This is a genomic window from Psychromicrobium ferritrahens (genome assembly GCF_043789415.1).
Classification (GTDB): domain Bacteria; phylum Actinomycetota; class Actinomycetes; order Actinomycetales; family Micrococcaceae; genus Renibacterium.
In genome coordinates this window covers 615,666-634,319 of sequence record NZ_JBDLLW010000001.1, presented here as the reverse complement: position 1 = coordinate 634,319, position 18,654 = coordinate 615,666, and the positions used below count along the sequence as shown (strand labels likewise).

The window sequence follows — 18,654 nt, the reverse complement described above, 5'->3', positions numbered from 1 at the left end:
AAGCCAGCCGTAACGGGGCAGGATTGGCTGGCTTTAAAGCGCTACGACTACTGAACCGCCCGGATCGCGCTGAGCAATCGACGATAAGATTCCAGCCGGGCAGCGCCGCCTTCGCCCGCTCGTCCGCTGTCAACCCAGAGGTCCAGCCCGCACTCCGGAGCGGCTTCGTCATGGCGGCAGCCTCGTGGGCAGTCCTCGATGCCGGGCTCCAGATCCTGAAAGGCCTGCAGAATGCGGTTCGGATCGACGTGGGCCAGCCCGAAGGACCTGATGCCCGGAGTGTCAATGATCCAGCTGCCCGGCTGGGCGTCCTCAAGGCGCAAGGCCAGAGCCGAGGACGAAGTATGCCGGCCACGCCCGGTGACCGCGTTCACCCCGCCAGTGGCGCGCTGCGAGCCGGTGAGCGCGTTAACCATGGTTGATTTGCCGACGCCTGAGTGACCCACCAGCACCGAGACCTTGCCGTCCAATTCATCCCGCAGTTGCTCGACGGCGTCGTTCACTAGATTGGCCGAGCCCGCCGCCTCAGATTGTTCAAGCGCGGTCCGACTCAGCAGGATCTTCAACTCCAGCTGCTCATAGTGGGCCAAGAGATCTGTGGGTTCTTTGACATCGGTTTTGGTGATCAGCAGCAGCGGTTCGATTCCGGCGTCGTAGGCGGCGACCAAGGCCCTGTCGATGAAGCCGGTGCGGGGTTCCGGGTTCGCCGCGGCCACCACGATGACCAATTGATCGGCGTTGGCGACCAGGACCCTTTCCACCGGATCTGAGTCATCGGCCGAGCGGCGCAGCACGGTGCGGCGCTCTTCGATTCTGACCAGCCTGGCCAGGGTATCGGGTTCACCGGAGACATCGCCGACCAGCGCTACGAAATCGCCCACCACGACGGGGGAGCGGCGCAATTCGCGAGCCCGGGCCGCGATCAGCAGTCGTTCCTGAGGCGTCGCCTCATCCACGATCGCGGTGTAACGGCCCCGGTCTACCGTGATGATCCGGCCGATGATCGCCTCATGATGAGCGGGACGGTCCTTGGTTCGGGGCCGGCTGCCCTTTTTATTCGGCCTGATCCGCACATCCGATTCATCCCATTCGCGCGGCATCAGCTCACTCGCTCAGCGGGGGAGAGCCCCAACATACGCTGCCACAACTGGGGAAACTCAGGCATGGTCTTCGCTGTGCTGCCGATATCGTCGATTTCGACGCCGGAAACAGCCAAGCCGATGATCGCGCCCGCGGTGGCCATCCGATGGTCCGCATAGCTGCGGAACAGCCCGCCGTGCAGCGGTTTGGGCCGGATGATGAGCCCGTCGGCGGTTTCTTCGACGTCGCCCCCCAGACCGTTGATTTCGGTCGCGAGCGCCGCCAGCCGATCGGTTTCGTGGCCACGCAAATGTGCGATGCCGGTCAAGCGGCTTGGCGAATCAGCCAGGGCGCAGAGCGCGGCGACGGTGGGAGCTAGCTCCGAGGTGTCGGCGAGCTCGACCCCTTTGATGTTTTCGCCACCGGTTACCACCAGAGTGTCTCCCTCGAGAGCGACCTGAGCGCCGAAGGCGGCCAGGATCTCCCGCCAGGCATCCCCGACCTGGGTCGTACCGCTGGGCCATTGCGGGATCCGAACGGTCCCCTTGGTCACCAGTGCGGCGGCCAGGAACGGGCCCGCATTGGAAAGATCCTGCTCAACCTGGATCTCGAAGCCGGGGATGGTTCCGGGCGAGACGATCCAATGATTCGGCACCGAGTCATCGACGCTGATTCCAGCCTCACGCAGCAGTTTCACGCTCATCGCAATGTGATCGAGACTGGGCACCGGCTTGCCAATGTGCTCGAGGTGCAGCCCCTCTTCAAAACGAGGTGCGGCCAGCAGCAGGGCGGAAACGAACTGCGAGGAGCCGGAGGCATCCACCGCTACGTACCCTCCCTTGACGCCTCCTGCGGCGTCCATCGTGAAGGGCAGCGCGGCGGCGCCCTCGCTGAACTGGACCCCCAGGGCTGCCAGGGCTCCCAGCACGGGCGCCATCGGTCGCTTTCTGGCGTGCGGGTCGCCGTCGAAGGTCACGGTGCCGTGTACCAGGGCGGCCACGGGAGGAACGAACCTCATCACGGTGCCGGCCAGTCCGCAGTCGATCGCCGCTTCCTCGCCGAGCCGGTATGCTGCCGGAATCGGAGTGACCCGAAGATCCTGCCCGTAACTTCCGCTGCCAGGCACTTCCTCGATCTCCGCACCCAGGCTGCGCAACGCTTGAATCATCAATGCAGAATCCCTGGAGTGCAGGGGAGCTTTCAGCAAGGAGGGTGAATCGGCCAGCGCCGCCAGGATGAGGTAGCGGTTAGTGAGCGATTTCGATCCGGGTACCGTTAAACGCGCATCGAGCGGCCCGGAGGCGATTGGAGCTGCCCAGGTCACTGAACGTGCACCGCGTCGGCAATCTCAGAGGCAGTTTTCTTGACCGTCTTGCTTGCCGCTTTCAGCTGCTTTTTGCTGGCCTTCTTGGTGGCTTGGACGGCCGAGTCGGCGAGATGCTCGGCACGCCAGGCGAGGCCGGGCTTCCCTGCGGTATCCACCGAGGCGAGCAGCACGCCGCCCAGAAGTGAAACGTTCTTCAGCAGCTGGGCACGCTGCCAGCTACGCCCCTCGGCGGTAGTGGTATCGGCGGCGCTGAACTCGGCGACCGTATTGAGACTCGAGGTGATGGTGAGCAGGAAACCAGCGAAACGCGGTAATTTGCCGATGGCCAGCAGTAGACCGGCGCCGAGTTGCACGCCGCCGAAGGCCTTAGCCAGCAGCTTCTCGTCGACATTGGGGATTGAGTTCGCTACCGGACGCAAGACCGCGCCAAGGCTCTGCGCTGTCTCATCCGAATGCCTGATCCGTTCGACTCCAGCAACAATAAAAGTTGAAGCGAGTAACGGACGGGCGATGGTGCGGATGAATGACATAGCTAACTCCTCTGGATGGGTATTTCCTAGCTGCAGCTTCTAGTCTGGCACTTTTGCGGAATAATTTCGCTTTTCGCGGGGTTCCGTGAGTGAAGCAAAATACAGAAGAGGACGGTAAGCATCTGATGGCTGTGTTGTTAATGGAGGCTGCACCGGTTGTGAAGAACCCGGTGGACGCCGTGGACGATTTGCGCCTCAGACTAGACTTGAAGGCAATGAACACTGCAGACAGCACCAAGCCTTCAACCGGGACTTCCGCGATCGTGGAAGAGCTGATTGACCCGACCACAGAGACGCTCGAGCAGCGGCGGATTCGCTTTGAGCGTGACGCCATGCAGTACGTGGATCAGCTGTATTCGGCGGCGATGCGGATGGCCCGGAATCCCTCTGATGCCGAGGACTTGGTGCAAGAGGCCTACACCAAGGCTTTCTCGGCGTTTCATCAGTATCGCCCCGGCACTAATTTGAAGGCCTGGCTCTATCGGATTCTGACCAATACCTATATCAATCTGTACCGTAAGCGGCAGCGGGAGCCCCAGCAGTCCGGTGCGGACCAGATCGAAGACTGGCAGTTGGCACGTTCCGAGTCGCATACCTCCTCGGGGTTGCGCAGCGCGGAATCAGAGGCTCTGGATCACTTGCCGGATTCGGATGTGAAGAGCGCCTTGCAGTCGATTCCGGAGGAATTCAGGCTTGCCGTGTATTTTGCCGATGTTGAAGGCTATGCCTACAAGGAAATTTCAGACATTATGAACACCCCGATTGGGACCGTGATGTCCCGGCTGCATCGTGGACGCAAGATGCTGCGTGACTTACTCTCCGAGTACGCCGCAGAGCGGGGCTTCAGAGCTGCTCAGCATGGCAGCGAAACACCGGCTAAGGAAGATATGAGGAGCGCGAAATGAGCGACTGCCAGAGTTTGGGTGATTGCGACGACAGCAGAGTGCAGAAGATCTACGAGTATTTGGATCAGGCGCTCTCCGCCGATGATCTTGCCGAGATCAAGAAGCACCTCGACACCTGCCCGGAGTGCGCCGGTGAATACGATCTGGAGTGCGTGATCCGTTCAGCGGTGAAGCGTTCCTGCACCGAACTCGCTCCGGAGAACCTGAAAGCTTCTATCCTGGAGCGCATTCACGCGATGAAAGCCGCCGAGGTTTAGCAGAGACCACGGTTTGAGGCTCCATCGAGAAAGACCCCCGGCGCCGGATGGCTCGGGGGTCTTTTTCTTAGGTGTTGGGGCGCTTACTGTGGTTAGCGCCGCCACGCTTCCGGTCACGACGCTTGCGTGCACGCTTGGACATAGCAGCCTCCATTCTTCAAAAAGATTCCGGTTAAGTCTGTCACACCTTAGGCCGGGTACCTAACCGAACCAACTCTCAATGCGTGAGCTGCTGGGGGAAGAGCGCTTCGACAGAGTTGATTTCCGCCGGACTCAGCGGTTTGCGACGGCGTGAAGCCAGTACTTTGCGAACCTGAGCGGGCGGTTGGTAGCTCCAGTGAATGCGCATCTCACGCTCCTGAGCCCGGCCCGCGCAAGGTGGTCCTGACCGCGATTTTTGCTTGATCCAGAACGGTACGGATAGTCTCCAGCGTGACCTCGCTGAGCACATCCTGACGCGCTCGCTGCCTGAGTTCCACTCGCATTTCATCGCGGAAAGCCTGTAAGAGCATCTCCGCTTCCTTGAGCATCCTCTGATTGCTAGGGGAGTAGCGGCCGGCATCCGGCATTTTTCGAGCCGCACTCCTGGCCGCTTCCGCGGTCACCGCGAGATCGGCGCGCAAGCCCTTCATATTGGCCCGGATATCGGAGCGCAGATCGTCGGCGAGCCGTCGGATCGACGCTGAGATGTCCTGTTCGACTTCGTTCAGCTCGGCTCGCCGGTCATTGAGTTCCGCCAGCCCGGCATCGGTGATCGAATAGATGGTTCGCCGCCCGTCCGTCGTTGTGCTGACCAGGCCTTCTTCTTCTAGTTTTCCCAGCCGGGGATAGACCGTGCCGGCACTGGGCGAATAGGTTCCGCCAAAGCGATCACTGAGCGCCCGGATCACATCGTAACCGTGCTTCGATCCTTCTTCGAGAAGCGCCAGCAAATAGAGCCGGAGTGCACCGTGTGCGAAAACCGGAGGCATTACTGTACCCCCTCTTGCTCGTGCCGACTCAGCCGATTGAAGACGGTGATTGAACCGGAGACTGAATTCACTGAGATCTTCACCATGGGCTGCTTCGGATCGCCGAACTGACGCGTCGTGCTACCGATCACCTTGATGCTTTCCTCATTGACATTGATACTTCCAGAGAGGGAATTCGCCAGCACTTGGCAGCTGAGTTCCTCGGGCAGCCTGAGCAATACGCTTCCGGAAACTGAGTTGGTGCTGACCGTTCTGATCGGTCCTAGCACGTCGAAGTTCAAGTCTCCGGTGACCGTGCTGGCCTTGATGCTTTCCAGCCAGCCGGAGGCGGTAATTTCCCCAGAGACCGAGTTCGTGGACAGTGCGCCCTGATGATCTTTGACAATCGCTTCGCCGGAGATGGTATTGACACTCAGTGCACCCTTGGTGGCGTCGGAGACGATGGATCCGGAGACCGAGGAGACCTTGACCGTTGAGTTCAGGCCGGTCACGAGGCCTTCGCCGCTTACGGTTTTCGCATCAATGACGGTTTGTGCTGGGACTTCCACGGTGATCACCAAGTGGTTTCTTGAGCTGAGTGGATTGTCTTTGGTCAGCCACACCATTGCGTCGGTTTTGCCATGTTTGATGTCCAGCCGTTCGGCAGTGTTCACGATCTCCAGGGGGTCGCCGGTGATCTCGCTGATGGTCAGTCGAGTGACCGTTTCAGCGGGGTCTTGGTGGGCGATCACATCGAATCTGCCGCTGATCGCGAGCAGTCTGAGATTTCTGACATTGTCGATGTCCAGGGTCTGTGGAGAATCAATAGTCCAGTTGTTCATCACTAGGGTCCTTTGCTTGCTGGGCGCTGCGCTTAGCGCTGACGGATGATGGAGATATTGCCCGAGACGGATTTGCTCTGAACCTTGATCTGCGGGGATTCCGGGCCGCTGGTGGTGTGCACTTCCTGGCCGGTACCCGAGTAGCGCTGGTTGTCGAGGACGATATTCCCGGACACTGTTTTAGCATCCAGGGCGATTCCCACCTCGGCGGGTAGCCGGACGGTGAGCTCACCGGAGACCCCATTGCTGGAGAGCTTTTCTGGGTTGCCTTGAAGGTCGAAGCTCAGATCGCCGCTGACCGATTTGGCCTGCACCGTGGGTAGCTCGCCGGAGGCCGTGATTTCACCGCTGACGGTTTTGGCATCTAAAGCGCCTCGATGGTTCCGGACAATGATCTCGCCGCTCACGGTATCGACAGTGAGCGCGCCCGAGGTATCGTCTGACATGAGTGAGCCGGAGACGGTTTTAATGCTGGTCCGGGCGCTGGTGCCGCTCACCAAGCCGTCCCCGCTCACCGTATTGACGACTACCTCGATACCGGCCGGGACGGCGATGCTCAGCACCGCATGAGGGTTCTTCAGCCCGGTCAGCCTTTGCAGCCAGCCGCCGAGGTCGCCATCGCGATGCCCAATGCTCAGTACGCCGTCCTGAAAGCTCACGTCGAGCGGGATGTCGTTGATCTCGGCCACCTCGATGCGGGTAGTCGCTTCCTGATGTGTGATGACGTCGAGCCTGCCGCGAACGATGGCGGCATGGAGTTTGGTGACGCCGTCGATGTCGATGGTCTGCGGAGCGCTGATCTCCCACTGGTCCATAATTCCTCCTCTAGATGCGATATATCGCGTTGATATATTCAAGATATATCTCGATGAGGAAGAGGTCAAGCTATATCGCGTTTAATTTTCACAAAACCTCTAGTTAGTGAAACGCAGGCCTGGGTCCATCTCGCGAGCAGTAAGATTCGGCGAAAAGCGTGCCGAATCCATCCTCGCTACGATAAACCAAGGCCTGCATGAGGAGAACAGCAGGTTTGCGAAAGACCGGGTCTTAGTTGGCCTCGGGAATACCCATCCACTGGAACCAGCCGCGATGCAGCACGAGCCAGGCCATCAGGCCGTAGCCGGCTTGCCCGGGGCGGCCGCCGTTTGCCGCCAGATCAGTGCGCCACTGCTCGTGGTTGAGCAACGGGGAGAAGGTGTCCACGTAGACGTGCCGGCGCCTGGTGGTGACATCCGCGAAGGCAGTGTTGAGCTCACTGAGTTTTTTATTCACCGCGGGATCGAGCCCAGGAGGCGGCCCGACGACGAAGACCGGCACACTCAACTGGGCCGCGCCGTCGAGAATATTCGCCAGGTTGAGCCGGCTACGGGCAGTCGAGAGCTCGAGTTGCAAGTCCCGGTCGGAGAGGCCAATGACTAAGCGGTTCTCGTGGAAATCATCGAATCGCCGGCCAGCTTCGGCGAGCCAGCGGGCGGCCAGGGCTTCGGTGCCTTCTTGCGGGCAGGCCAGGCTGAAAGCCTCCAGGGAGAGCTCTTCCTGCGGGGTCCTGGCGAGCACCCGGCCGAGCCAGCCGAGGGCTCGCGGATCGCCGATTCCAGCTAATAACTCGTCGCCAACAGCGGCCAGCCGAATCTTTCTCTGTTCCACTGCCTAGCCTTCCTTGCTTGATCTTCAAGTAAATCTTTACTCTTCGAAACAGTACCCGCCCAGACACGCCGATGCCCAGTCCGTTTCAAACGGACTGGGCATCTAAGGGATCTAGCGGGCGAAAACCTTGGAGATCAAGGCTTCCTGCTCGACGGCGTGACGCTTCGAGGAACCGGTTGCGGTTGACGCCGAAGCAGGCCGCGAGACCGGGCGGATCGCTTTGCCGAGTGCTGGCGGCAGGATCAGGCCCATGATCGGCCACGGGCCCTGGTTAGCCGGCTCGTCCTGTGCCCAGACCACTTCCGCGTTCGGGTACTTCGCCAATTCAGCGGCAATCTCCTCGACCGGGAACGGGTAGAGCTGTTCAACCCGGACCAGGGCCGTCGAGGTGTCCCCGGACTTAGTCCGGGCAGCCAACAGGTCGTAGTAGAGCCTGCCGGAAACCAGCACCACCCGATCAACATTGTTCAAAGCGGCGTTATCACCGATAACGGGCTGGAATTCACCGTTGGTGAGATCCTCCAAGGGCGAGGCCGCAGCCTTCAAGCGCAGCAATTGCTTCGGGGTGAAGACAATCAGCGGTTTACGTGGCCGGCTATAGGCCTGGCGGCGCAGCAGATGGAAATGCGAAGCCGGGGTGGTCGGCTGAGCCAGGATCATATTGTCCTCAGCGCACATCTGCAGGTAGCGCTCGATATGCGCGGAGGTGTGCTCCGGTCCTTGCCCTTCATAACCGTGCGGCAGCAGCATGACCAAGGAAGAGCGCTGACCCCACTTTTGTTCCGCCGAGGAGATGAACACATCGATCATGGACTGCGCGCCGTTGGCGAAGTCGCCGTACTGCGCTTCCCAGAGCACCATGGCGTCGGTGCGCTCCACCGAGTAGCCGTACTCGAAGCCCAGGGCGCCGTACTCGCTCAGCGAGGAGTTGTACACCATGAAACGAGCCTGAGTCTCGGAGAGTTCTTGGTAAGGCGCCCACTCTGCGCCGTTCTTGCGGTCGTGAAGTACCGAGTGCCGTTGCGCGAAGGTGCCGCGTTGAGTGTCTTGGCCGGTGAACCGGATGGGCACACCTTCGATGGCCAAGGAGCCGAGCGCCAGCAGCTCACCGAAGCCCCAATCGATATTGCCCTCACGTGACATCACTTCACGCTTGCGCAGCAGCGGTTCGATCTTCGGGTGCAGAGTGAAGCCCTCGGGCGGGGTGGTCTGCACGGTGCCGATATGGGCGATCATTTCGGCGCTCACCGGTGGGACGGAAAGGGCCGAATCCTCCTGGCCACGCTGTGCCACCGGACGTTCCAGATCGGAGACTGCTTTTCTGTCCTCGGTGAGGATCGGGATCGGCGAGGTCTGCGCAGCGTGGGTTTCGGCGAAGGCGCGTTCCAGCCGCTCCTGATAGTCGCGGAGCAATTGCTCTGCTTCCTCACCGGTGATGTCTCCACGACCGATCAACGCCTCGGTGTAGAGGCGGCGGACCGAGCGTTTCGCTTCGATCAGGTTGTACATCAGCGGCTGAGTCATCGAAGGATCGTCACCTTCGTTGTGGCCGCGCCGACGGTAGCAGACCAGATCGATCACAATATCGGCGGCGAACTTCTGCCGATACTTGAAGGCGAGCTGAGCTACTCGGACCACAGCTTCCGGGTCATCACCGTTGACGTGGAAGATCGGGGCCTGAATCATCTTGGCGACGTCGGTCGAATACACCGAAGAGCGAGAGGAACTCGGGGAGGTGGTGAAACCAACCTGGTTGTTCACCACCACGTGGATGGTGCCCCCGGTGCGGTAACCGCGAAGCTGCGAAAGGTTCAACGTCTCCGCCACTACGCCTTGGCCCGCGAAGGCAGCGTCGCCATGGATCAGCAGTGGCAGCACGTCGAAACTCGCCCCGTTGGTATCGAGCACGTCCTGCTTGGCACGCACGATGCCTTCCAGCACCGGATCAGCTGCCTCGAGGTGCGAGGGGTTGGCGGCAAGGTAGACCTTGGTCTGGTTGCCGTTGATGGAGGTGAAGGTGCCCTCGGTGCCGAGGTGGTACTTCACATCGCCGGAGCCCTGCACACTACGCGGATCGTCATTGCCTTCGAACTCACGGAACACCTGGCCGTAGGTCTTACCGGCGATATTGGTGAGCACATTGAGCCGACCGCGATGAGCCATGCCGATGGCGACCTCATCGAGACCTTCGTCGGCTGCATCCGCGAGGACCGAGTCCAAGAGCGGAATCAGCGACTCTCCACCTTCCAGGGAGAAACGCTTCTGGCCGACGTACTTGGTCTGCAAGAAGGTCTCGAAGGCCTCTGCGGAGTTGAGCTTGGAGACGATCCGAATCTGCTCTTCGCGGCTCGGCTTGGAGTAGGGGTGCTCCAACTCATCCTGGAACCACTTGCGCTGTTCCGGGTCCTGCAGGTGCATGTACTCGACGCCGGTGGTCCGGCAGTAAGCGTCACGCAGCACACCGAGGATATCGCGGAACTTGAGACTGTCCTTGCCGCCGAAACCGCCGGTGGGCCATTCACGATCCAGATCCCAGAGCGTCAGGCCGTGGTTGAGCACGTCGAGATCGGGGTGCTTGCGCTGCACGTACTCCAGCGGGTCGGTATCGGCCATCAGGTGACCGCGCACCCGGTAAGCGTGGATCAGCTGTTGGATCCGGGCGACCTTGTTGATCTGATCGAAAGGATCGACCTGAACGTCCGGGCTCCAGCGCACCGGCTCGTAGGGGATCCGTAGCGATTCGAAGATCTCATCGTAGAAATCATCCGCGCCGAGCAGTAGCTGATGGACCAATTTGAGGAACTCGCCGCTACCGGCCCCTTGGATCACTCGGTGATCGTAGGTGGAGGTCAGCGTGATGACCTTGCTGATCGCGTTCTTCGCGATGATCCGCTCGCTGGTGCCCTGGAACTCAGCGGGATAATCCAGAGCGCCGACGCCGATGATGCTCGCCTGGCCCTTGGAGAGCCTAGGCACCGAATGCACGGTGCCGATGCCGCCGGGGTTGGTCAGCGACACCGTAGTGCCTGCGTAGTCGTCGGCGGTCAGCTTGCCCGCGCGGGCTCGCTTGATCAGATCTTCATAAGTGTGCCAGAACTCTGAGAAGCTCAGGGTCTCGGCTTTTTTGATATTGGGCACTACCAGGGAGCGGCTGCCGTCCGGCTTCGGCATATCGATGGCGATGCCGAAGTTGACGTGAGCCGGCTGCACGGCGACCGGTTTGCCGTCCTGCTCGTCGTAGTGCACGTTCATTGAGGGGAACTGCTTGAGCGCCCGAATCACGGCATAGCCGATCAAATGAGTGAATGAAACCTTGCCGCCACGGGCACGGGCCAGGTTGGAGTTGATCACCAGCCGGTTGTCGATCAGCAGCTTAGCCGGAATAGCGCGCACGCTGGTCGCGGTGGGCACCTCGAGACTGCTCACCATATTGGCGGCAATCGCTTTAGCGGGGCCGCGCAGCACGCTCACGACGTCTTCCTCAGGTGCGGAAGTGTTCTTGGCCGTCGGCGGCAGCTGGGCGGGGATCGGCGTCGTGGTGGTCTTGGGGGCGCTGGCCGTGGGGGCCGGGGTCGCGGCCGGAGCTGAGGCTGCTGCAGCTGTTGGCGCGGCGGCCGGAGCCACTGCCTGGGGCGGCGTCGCGGGCTGAGCAGCTACCGGTGCGGCGGCCGGAGCCGTGGCCGGCCGAGCGGGGGGAGCAGCTACCGGGCTCGCCGCCTGGCTTACCACGGGCAGCGGTTGAGTCACCGGGCGAGGAGTGCTTCGGGCATGTCTGCCGTTAGCAGAGTCGGCGTCGAGGGAGGCGAATAAAGGCCACCACTTCTCGTCCACCGAGTTCTTGTCCTGCCGGTACTGTTCGTAGAGTTCGTCGACGAGCCACTCGTTTCCACCGAATTCTTCGGTCAAACGGTGGAGGGATTCATCTGGCACCTGAAATACGCCTCTTCCATGAGTTCAAGACATTGCCGTCCGCATGCCAGTCTAGTGATGCCAGGGCCATGCAAGCCAATCAAAACTTCATGTTTTTGTGTTCTGTGGCGTAGCCCACACCTCGTTCCGGAATCAGCTGTCCCAGGGGGTGTTACTTATGGGACAAAAGTTCTCTCAGAAAAGCCTCAGCTGTCACTTGGCAACATTCAGTGGGACGACTGGTTCCGGAACGAGGGAGGCTGAGGGGACGAGCGGGCTCGGGGGAACGGACGGGGCCGAACTAGACTGGAAAGCATGCGATTCATCAATGCCGAAAACCAGCGCAACGCCGAGTTGTCTTACCAGGCCGATCTGACCTATTCAGATGTTTTCCTGGTGCCTTCCCGCTCGGAGGTGATTTCCCGCTTGGACGTCGACCTCTCCAGCGACGATGGCACCGGGACCACCATTCCCTTGGTGGTGGCCAATATGACAGCAGTTACCGGTAAGCGCATGGTGGAGACGCTGGCCAGACGGGGTGGCCTCGCGGTGCTGCCCCAGGATGTGCCGCTACAGGTGCTCCGCGAAGTCACCGGCTGGGTGAAATCACGATCCGCACTTTTCGAGACCCCCGTGACGCTCGGTCCCGGCGATACCGTGATCGATGCGCTGCATCTGATCGACAAACGAGCACACGGCGCCCTGGTGGTCGTGAGTTCCGATGGACAATGCCTCGGTGTGGTCAGCGCCGCTGACTGCGAGGGTGTTGATCGATTCACCTCGCTCGACGCCGTGATGAAGCAGGTGCCCATCATCGACGCAGCGCTTTTCGACGCCGACCGCCCCGCCGCCCTGCGGCAGGCCTTCGAGCTGCTGGACGCTACCGCGGGCGGCTTCGCTCCGGTGACCAGGGATGGGAAGCTTCTCGGTGCGATGACCCGGACGGGTGCCCTGAGATCGACCATCTATCAGCCCGCTGTCGACAGTGAGGGCAAGCTCAGGGTGGCCGCCGCGGTGGGTATCAACGGCGATGTGCGTGCTAAGGCCGGAGAGTTGCTGGACGCTGGAGTCGATTGCCTGGTGGTCGATACCGCGCACGGGCATCAGCGCAAGATGTTCGACGCGCTCGCCGCGGTGCGCTCCCTTGACCCGCAGGTGCCCATTGTGGCGGGCAATGTGGTGAGCGCAGAAGGCGTCCGCGATCTCATCTCCGCCGGTGCTGACATCATCAAAGTGGGAGTTGGGCCCGGCGCGATGTGTACCACCCGGATGATGACGGCGGTCGGCCGCCCGCAGTTCTCCGCAGTGCTGGAGTGCGCCAGCGTGGCCCGTGAACTGGGCAAGACAGTGTGGGCCGACGGCGGAGTGCGTTACCCCCGTGATGTGGCGCTCGCCCTGGCGGCGGGTGCCAGCCAGGTGATGATCGGCTCTTGGTTCGCCGGTACCTATGAGAGTCCCGGTGACCTGCTGGTCGATTCCACCGGGCGCAAATACAAGGAGAGCTTCGGGATGGCCAGCGCCCGTGCGGTGCAGAACCGCACGCAGCAAGAGGGAGCCTTCGATCGAGCTCGCAAGGCGCTCTTCGAAGAAGGCATTTCCTCCTCCAAGATGTACCTCGATCCGGCTCGCCCGGGAGTCGAGGACCTGATCGATATGATCACCTCCGGGCTGCGCAGTTCGCTGACCTACGCCGGGGCCGGAAACCTGGCCGAGTTCCGGCAGAACGCGCTGGTGGGGGTGCAGTCGGCGGCCGGGTATGAAGAAGGCAGACCGCTCCCGCAGAGCTGGTAAGCCCTCGGCGTAACGCCGCCGGGTGCCGGGAGACGATCTGGATCCGTTAGACTGGTGGAGCTATGGACCATCACTCTAGGAGCCGGCGCTCCACCGCTCAGGTGGATACTGCCGCCGGCGCACCCAGTCCCGAGGTACTGTCTTCCGGTGCGACTCCCAGCGAGTCATCAGCCGAAGACCAACCCCCATCACTCGCAGCGCGTTGCGCGCAAAGACCAGATTCTTCGGCGGTGAATCGCTGAATGGAATGGCTATTGCTCCTGGTGGGCTTTCTTTTGATCATCGGCACCGGATTCTTTGTCGCGGTGGAATTCTCGTTGGTTGCAATCGACCAGAGCAGTGTGCAGCGCGCCGTGAACGAGGGCGACAGCGGAGCCGAACCCCTGCTGCGCTGCCTGAAGACCCTCTCGACTCAGCTTTCCAGCTGCCAGCTCGGGATCACGCTGACTACCTTGCTGACGGGTTTCGTGATGGAACCCTCGTTGGGAGCTCTGCTCGCCGTGCCACTGCGGGCTATTGGCATTGACGGCGGCTTGAGCAGCACGATCTCGCTGATCATCTCGATGGTGCTGGCCACTTTGCTCTCCATGCTCCTGGGCGAGCTGGTGCCGAAGAACATGGCGATCGCCAAGGCCTTTGACATCGGCAAGCTGGTGGCTCGCCCTCAGCTGGTCTTCACAGCGGTTTTCAAACCGGCCATCGTGGTGCTCAACGGCTTCGCCAACCGAGTGCTGAACGTCTTCGGTTTGGAGGCCAAAGAGGAGATCTCCGGCGCACGTTCACCCTCCGAGCTGGCGTCTTTGGTGCGCCGTTCGGCAGAGCTGGGCACCCTCGATGCCGGCACCGCCAACTTCCTGGCGCGTTCGCTGAGCTTCTCAGACCGCACCGCAGCCGACGTCATGACGCCGCGGATCAGGGTGGAGACCATCGATATCGACGCTCCGCTCACCGATGTTATCGACGCTGCCCGGCGCACCGGGTTTTCCCGGTTCCCGGTGATCGGAGACTCCGCTGACGACGTGCTGGGCGTGGTGCACGTCAAGCGGGCCATTGCGGTGCCCACCGAACGTCGCATCGGCTTGCAAGCCGGAACCATTAAAGAAGACGTGTTGCGGGTACCGGAGACCATTCACCTGGATGCCCTGCTGCGCGAGTTGCGCGCCGGGAATCTGCAACTGGCGGTAGTGGTCGACGAGTACGGCGGCACCGCTGGAGTGGCCACGCTGGAGGACCTGGTGGAGGAGATCGTCGGTGAAGTCGAGGACGAGCACGACGTCACCACGCCCGGCGTCTTACAGAGCGCCGACGGCGATTGGCACTTCCCTGGTCTGATGCGGCCCGATGAGATCACCGATCAGATTCCTGGCTTGCGGGTCCCCGGCGGGGCCAGCTATGAAACCGTAGGTGGTTTCGTGATGTCCGAGCTCGGCAGATTGCCCGAGCTGGGGGATGCCGTCGAAGTTTACGGCGGACGGCTCGAAATCGAGCGGATGGACGGTCGCAGGGTCGATCGGGTCCGATTCGTCCCGATGGCTGAGGCCGCGAATGAAGGCGGTGAGCAGCGATGAGCGACTGGGCAGGTATTCTCTGGCTAGTCGTCCTGCTGCTGGTCAATGCCTTTTTCGTGGGCGCCGAGTTCGCCATTATGAGCGCTCGCCGCAGCCAGATCGAGCCGCTCGCGGAAGCCGGTTCTGCGCGGGCTCGTACCACGCTCTACGCCATGGAGAACGTCTCACTGATGCTGGCCTGCGCGCAGCTGGGCATCACCGTGGCTTCTTTGCTGATCTTGAATGTCGCCGAGCCGTCGATCCATCATCTGCTTGAGGTTCCGTTGCACGCCATCGGCGTGCCAGAGGCGGCGACCGGCACGGCGTCCTTCATCATCTCGCTGGTGCTGGTCACCTTCCTGCACGTCACCTTCGGCGAGATGGTGCCGAAGAATATCTCGGTGTCGGTGGCGGATAAGGCGGCCCTCTTCTTGGCCCCGCCGCTGGTCTGGATCTCCCGGGTGGTACGGCCGGTGACCGTCAGCTTGAATTGGCTCGCCAACCACATCCTCAGGGTGTTCCGGATCGAGCCGAAGGATGAGGTGACCTCAAGCTTTACGCTGGAAGAGGTGCAGTCTATCGTCGCTGAATCCACCAAGCACGGCCTGGTGGACGATGGCACCGGGCTGCTCAGCGGTGCGCTGGAATTCTCGGACCGTACCGCGGCCCAAGTCATGGTGCCGCTGGACTCGCTGCACACCCTGAGCACTCATGCGACGCCCTTGGATGTTGAGGCGGCGGTGCGGCAGACCGGTTTCTCTCGCTTCGTCCTCAAAGACGATCGGGGGGATCTCACCAGCTATGTGCATATCAAAGACGTACTGATCGTGCCGGAGGACGAGTATGAAATGCCGCTGGCCGAGTCTCGACTGCGTACCCTGATCAACCTAGCGGAGGACGAAGAGGTCGAAGACGCGCTGCGCATCATGCAACGCACCGGCTCTCACCTGGCTCGGGTGATCGACTCTGCCGGGGTCACCACGGGTGCGCTGTACCTTGAGGACGTGATTGAAGAACTGGTCGGTGAAATCAGGGACAGCGAACGGCGTGATAGCCGCTGAATCACGGTTTTTTGCGAATGATTCCAATTAGCAATATGCTGGTTTATGCATATCATTCTCAATAGAATACGCAGCTCGCTGCTTAGAACTGAGGCCTTCATGCGGTTTGTTTCCGCCATTTCCTCCCGCCCCGCCAAAACCCTGCCCACCCTCGCCGTGACCGCCGTCGGGCTGGGGCTGCTGCTCACCGGTTGTGGTGGCAACTCCAGCCCCAGCTCTTCTAACGCTACGGAAACCATCGACGTCGTCGCCGTCACCAATGTCTACGGTGACATTGCCGCCAAGATCGGTGGCGACCAGGTCAAGGTCACCTCGATCATTGCCAATACCAGCCAGGATCCGCACTCCTACGAAAGTACGGCCCAGGACAAACTCGCAGTGAGCAAGGCCGCAGTGCTGATTGAGAACGGCGGCGGTTACGACGATTTCTTCAGCAAATTAGCCGAGGGGCAGGACCGCTCTAAGCTGATCGACGTGGTCGATCTCTCCGGACTGAAGACCGCGGCCAACGCCGATGAATTCAATGAACATGTCTGGTACTCGCTGCCCACGATCAGTAAGTTGGCCGACGAACTGGCCAAGAGATTCGCGTCAATCGACGCCGCTCATGCCAACGAGTTCAAGGACAACGCCCAGAAGTTCAAAGACTCTGTCTCTGGAATCGAAACTGCTCTGGCCAAGCTGAAGACCAGCTCCGACGGACAGCCGGTGGCGATTACCGAGCCGGTACCGCTGTGGATGCTGCAGTCGGCAGGACTGGTCAATAAAACTCCCGAGGCCTACAGCCATGCCATTGAAGAAGGATCGGATGTGCCTCCTGCCGTGCTGAAAGCAGCGACCGATCTGATCAGCTCCAAGAGCGTCAAGTTCCTCGCCTACAACGATCAGACCGAAGGACCGCAAACCGAGGCGCTGAAGAAAGCCGCTGATTCCGCGGGAGTTCCGGTGGTTAATTTCACGGAAACTCTGCCTGAGGGTAAAGATTATCTAGGTTGGATGCAGCAGAACGCAGACAACATCGCCAAGGCCCTGGCGAAATAAGCTAAATAATCTCAGTCTCCGGCTGGTTAGTTGAAGAGAGTTTCCGTGCCATCAAGTGTGCTCGAACTACGCGACGCCGCCTTGAGCTACGGTGACCGTACTCTGTGGACCGGGCTGGATCTTGAGATCCAGCCCGGCGAGTTCTTTGCCGTGCTCGGGCCCAACGGCAGCGGTAAGACCAGTTTCCTGAAAGTGCTCCTGGGCCTGCAGAATCTGAGCGCGGGGGAGCTCACAATTTCTGGCAAGGCCGCTAAGCGTGGCAATCGAGCGATCGGCTATGTGCCGCAACAGAAGGGCTTCGACCCGCAGACCCCGTTGCGCGCTCGGGATCTGGTCGGCCTGGGGGTGGACGGCGATCGCTGGGGAATCCGCTTGCGTGCGGCAGGGTACCGACAATGGGTAGATGAGCTGCTGGATCAGGTGGGTGCCCAGGACTACGCCAATGTTCCGGTCGGGTTGCTCTCCGGAGGCGAGCAGCAGAGGCTGCGGATCGCTCAAGCCCTGGCTACCCGGCCCGAGCTGTTGCTCTGCGATGAGCCTTTGCTTTCGCTCGATTTGCAGCACCAGAGAGCAGTGAGCGCTCTGGTCGGTGAGCAGGCTCATCGGCACGGCACCGCAGTGGTCTTCGTGACCCACGAAATCAACCCGATCATTGAGCACGTTGATCGGGTGCTCTACCTCGCGGGAGGCAAGTTCCGGATCGGTAGCGTAGACGAGGTAATGACCTCGGAAGTGCTCTCCGAACTCTATGGAACCCCGGTGGACGTGTTCCGCAGCAATGGCCGGATCGTCGTGGTCGGCCAACCGGACTCCACCACCCATCACCACCCTCAGGAAGGAGCACACAGCCGATGAACTGGCAGGACTTCCTGAGCACGGTGTTCAATTTCGCCAACTACGGTGAGCTACTGCCGCTCTTCCGCGATTCGATTCTGGCCGGTGCCGTGCTCGGCGTCGTGGGCGGGCTGATCGGTACTTTCGTGATGATGCGCGACCTGGCCTTCGCTGTGCACGGCATTGCCGAACTCTCTTTCGCGGGGGCGTCTTTCGCCCTGCTGATCGGCGCAGATGTGATCGGGGGATCTCTGGTCGGCTCGGTGGTGGCGGCGGTATTGCTGGGATTGATGGGAGTGCGGGCAAGGGATCGGAATTCCATTATTGGTGTGCTGATGCCCTTCGGCCTGGGGCTGGGCATCCTCTTTCTGTCCCTCTATCAAGGGCGTGCCGCGAATAAATTCGGGCTGCTCACTGGCCAGATCGTCTCGGTGGATTCCACCCAGCTCACCGCTTTGGTGGGCACTGCGATCGTGGTGATCATCGCGCTGCTGGTGCTCTGGAGGCCGCTCACCTTTGCCAGCATCGACCCGGACATCGCACAGGCCCGTGGCGTGCCGGTCCGTGGCCTCTCGATTGTTTTTATGGTGTTGCTCGGCATCTCCGTTGCGCTGTCGATTCAGATCGTCGGAGCGCTTTTGGTACTCGCGCTGCTGATCACTCCGGCCGCAGCGGCCATGCAGGTCGCCGCCTCGCCCCGGCTGGTGGTGCTGCTCAGCGTGCTTTTTGCCGTTGTCTCCACGGTGGGCGGGATCCTGCTGGCGCTGGGCGGCAGTATCCCGATCAGCCCCTATGTCACCACATTGTCGTTCGTGATCTACCTGGTCTGCAGACTGATCGGGCGACGGCGTCGGCTATCCGGCCGCAATGGTTCGCGGGGAAACAGTGGAGCACAGCCCCGACTGAGCTCATCGTAGCTCAGCAGCCTGAGGA

18 protein-coding genes are annotated in these 18,654 nt (G+C 61.2%); 8 read left to right on the top strand and 10 right to left on the bottom strand.

Annotation, left to right across the window (positions count from 1 at the left end):
* Window positions 1-47: 47 nt before the first annotated feature.
* The 3 genes from rsgA to ABDK06_RS02965 are packed head-to-tail and all read right to left on the bottom strand — an operon-like array spanning window position 48 to window position 2,937.
* A complete protein-coding gene (gene rsgA / locus ABDK06_RS02975; RefSeq protein ID WP_394938756.1) occupies window positions 48-1,100 on the bottom strand; it encodes a ribosome small subunit-dependent GTPase A in 1,053 nt (350 codons plus the stop codon).
* Complete coding sequence (gene aroA / locus ABDK06_RS02970; protein WP_394938754.1) at window positions 1,100-2,404, bottom strand: 3-phosphoshikimate 1-carboxyvinyltransferase; 1,305 nt, start codon at window positions 2,402-2,404, stop codon at window positions 1,100-1,102. The genes rsgA and aroA overlap by 1 nt, the downstream gene beginning before the upstream one ends.
* Window positions 2,401-2,937: a DoxX family protein gene (locus ABDK06_RS02965; RefSeq protein WP_394938751.1), complete on the bottom strand. Its 537-nt coding sequence runs from the start codon at window positions 2,935-2,937 to the stop codon at window positions 2,401-2,403. Before ABDK06_RS02965 ends, aroA begins: the two co-directional genes overlap by 4 nt.
* 140 nt (window positions 2,938-3,077) lie before the next feature.
* On the opposite strand from ABDK06_RS02965, the gene ABDK06_RS02960 reads away from it, so the two are divergent.
* Both ABDK06_RS02960 and rsrA read left to right on the top strand, forming a co-directional pair.
* A complete protein-coding gene (locus ABDK06_RS02960) occupies window positions 3,078-3,842 on the top strand; it encodes a sigma-70 family RNA polymerase sigma factor (protein WP_394940784.1) in 765 nt (254 codons plus the stop codon).
* Window positions 3,839-4,099, top strand: coding sequence for a mycothiol system anti-sigma-R factor (rsrA, locus tag ABDK06_RS02955; protein ID WP_394938749.1), 261 nt, complete (start codon window positions 3,839-3,841; stop codon window positions 4,097-4,099). The genes ABDK06_RS02960 and rsrA overlap by 4 nt, the downstream gene beginning before the upstream one ends.
* Before the next feature lie 67 nt (window positions 4,100-4,166).
* Here the strand turns inward: rsrA and ABDK06_RS02950 are convergent, their stop codons facing one another.
* From ABDK06_RS02950 to ABDK06_RS02920, 7 genes are all read right to left on the bottom strand, one after another.
* Window positions 4,167-4,241 (bottom strand): 50S ribosomal protein bL37, encoded by a 75-nt coding sequence (locus ABDK06_RS02950; protein ID WP_394940783.1) that lies wholly within the window; start codon window positions 4,239-4,241, stop codon window positions 4,167-4,169.
* 75 nt (window positions 4,242-4,316) lie between these two features.
* Window positions 4,317-4,448: a hypothetical protein gene (locus ABDK06_RS02945; RefSeq protein WP_394938747.1), complete on the bottom strand. Its 132-nt coding sequence runs from the start codon at window positions 4,446-4,448 to the stop codon at window positions 4,317-4,319.
* A 1-nt stretch (window position 4,449) separates the two neighbouring features.
* Window positions 4,450-5,070: a PadR family transcriptional regulator gene (locus ABDK06_RS02940; RefSeq protein WP_394938745.1), complete on the bottom strand. Its 621-nt coding sequence runs from the start codon at window positions 5,068-5,070 to the stop codon at window positions 4,450-4,452.
* Window positions 5,070-5,891, bottom strand: a complete 822-nt coding sequence (locus ABDK06_RS02935; RefSeq protein ID WP_394938743.1) for a DUF4097 family beta strand repeat-containing protein — start codon at window positions 5,889-5,891, stop codon at window positions 5,070-5,072. The genes ABDK06_RS02940 and ABDK06_RS02935 overlap by 1 nt, the downstream gene beginning before the upstream one ends.
* A 32-nt stretch (window positions 5,892-5,923) precedes the next feature.
* On the bottom strand, window positions 5,924-6,706 hold the full coding sequence (locus ABDK06_RS02930; RefSeq protein ID WP_394938741.1) for a DUF4097 family beta strand repeat-containing protein: 783 nt from the start codon (window positions 6,704-6,706) through the stop codon (window positions 5,924-5,926).
* Between the two features lie 232 nt (window positions 6,707-6,938).
* Complete coding sequence (locus ABDK06_RS02925) at window positions 6,939-7,538, bottom strand: GDSL-type esterase/lipase family protein (protein WP_394938739.1); 600 nt, start codon at window positions 7,536-7,538, stop codon at window positions 6,939-6,941.
* 111 nt (window positions 7,539-7,649) lie between these two features.
* The gene (locus tag ABDK06_RS02920; protein WP_394938737.1) at window positions 7,650-11,468 is read right to left on the bottom strand and encodes a multifunctional oxoglutarate decarboxylase/oxoglutarate dehydrogenase thiamine pyrophosphate-binding subunit/dihydrolipoyllysine-residue succinyltransferase subunit; all 3,819 of its coding nucleotides are present in this window, start codon (window positions 11,466-11,468) and stop codon (window positions 7,650-7,652) included.
* 294 nt (window positions 11,469-11,762) lie between these two features.
* On the opposite strand from ABDK06_RS02920, the gene guaB1 reads away from it, so the two are divergent.
* The 6 genes from guaB1 to ABDK06_RS02890 all read left to right on the top strand — a co-directional run bounded on the left by guaB1 (window position 11,763) and on the right by ABDK06_RS02890 (window position 18,638).
* Window positions 11,763-13,238, top strand: a complete 1,476-nt coding sequence (gene guaB1, locus ABDK06_RS02915) for a GMP reductase (RefSeq protein WP_394938735.1) — start codon at window positions 11,763-11,765, stop codon at window positions 13,236-13,238.
* A gap of 242 nt (window positions 13,239-13,480) precedes the next feature.
* Window positions 13,481-14,806, top strand: a complete 1,326-nt coding sequence (locus tag ABDK06_RS02910; protein WP_394938733.1) for a hemolysin family protein — start codon at window positions 13,481-13,483, stop codon at window positions 14,804-14,806.
* Window positions 14,803-15,846, top strand: a complete 1,044-nt coding sequence (locus ABDK06_RS02905; protein ID WP_394938731.1) for a hemolysin family protein — start codon at window positions 14,803-14,805, stop codon at window positions 15,844-15,846. The genes ABDK06_RS02910 and ABDK06_RS02905 overlap by 4 nt, the downstream gene beginning before the upstream one ends.
* Window positions 15,847-15,945: 99 nt before the next feature.
* Complete coding sequence (locus ABDK06_RS02900; protein ID WP_394938729.1) at window positions 15,946-16,887, top strand: metal ABC transporter solute-binding protein, Zn/Mn family; 942 nt, start codon at window positions 15,946-15,948, stop codon at window positions 16,885-16,887.
* A gap of 45 nt (window positions 16,888-16,932) precedes the next feature.
* Window positions 16,933-17,742: a metal ABC transporter ATP-binding protein gene (locus ABDK06_RS02895; RefSeq protein ID WP_394938726.1), complete on the top strand. Its 810-nt coding sequence runs from the start codon at window positions 16,933-16,935 to the stop codon at window positions 17,740-17,742.
* On the top strand, window positions 17,739-18,638 hold the full coding sequence (locus ABDK06_RS02890) for a metal ABC transporter permease (protein ID WP_394938724.1): 900 nt from the start codon (window positions 17,739-17,741) through the stop codon (window positions 18,636-18,638). The genes ABDK06_RS02895 and ABDK06_RS02890 overlap by 4 nt, the downstream gene beginning before the upstream one ends.
* Window positions 18,639-18,654 lie beyond the last annotated feature (16 nt).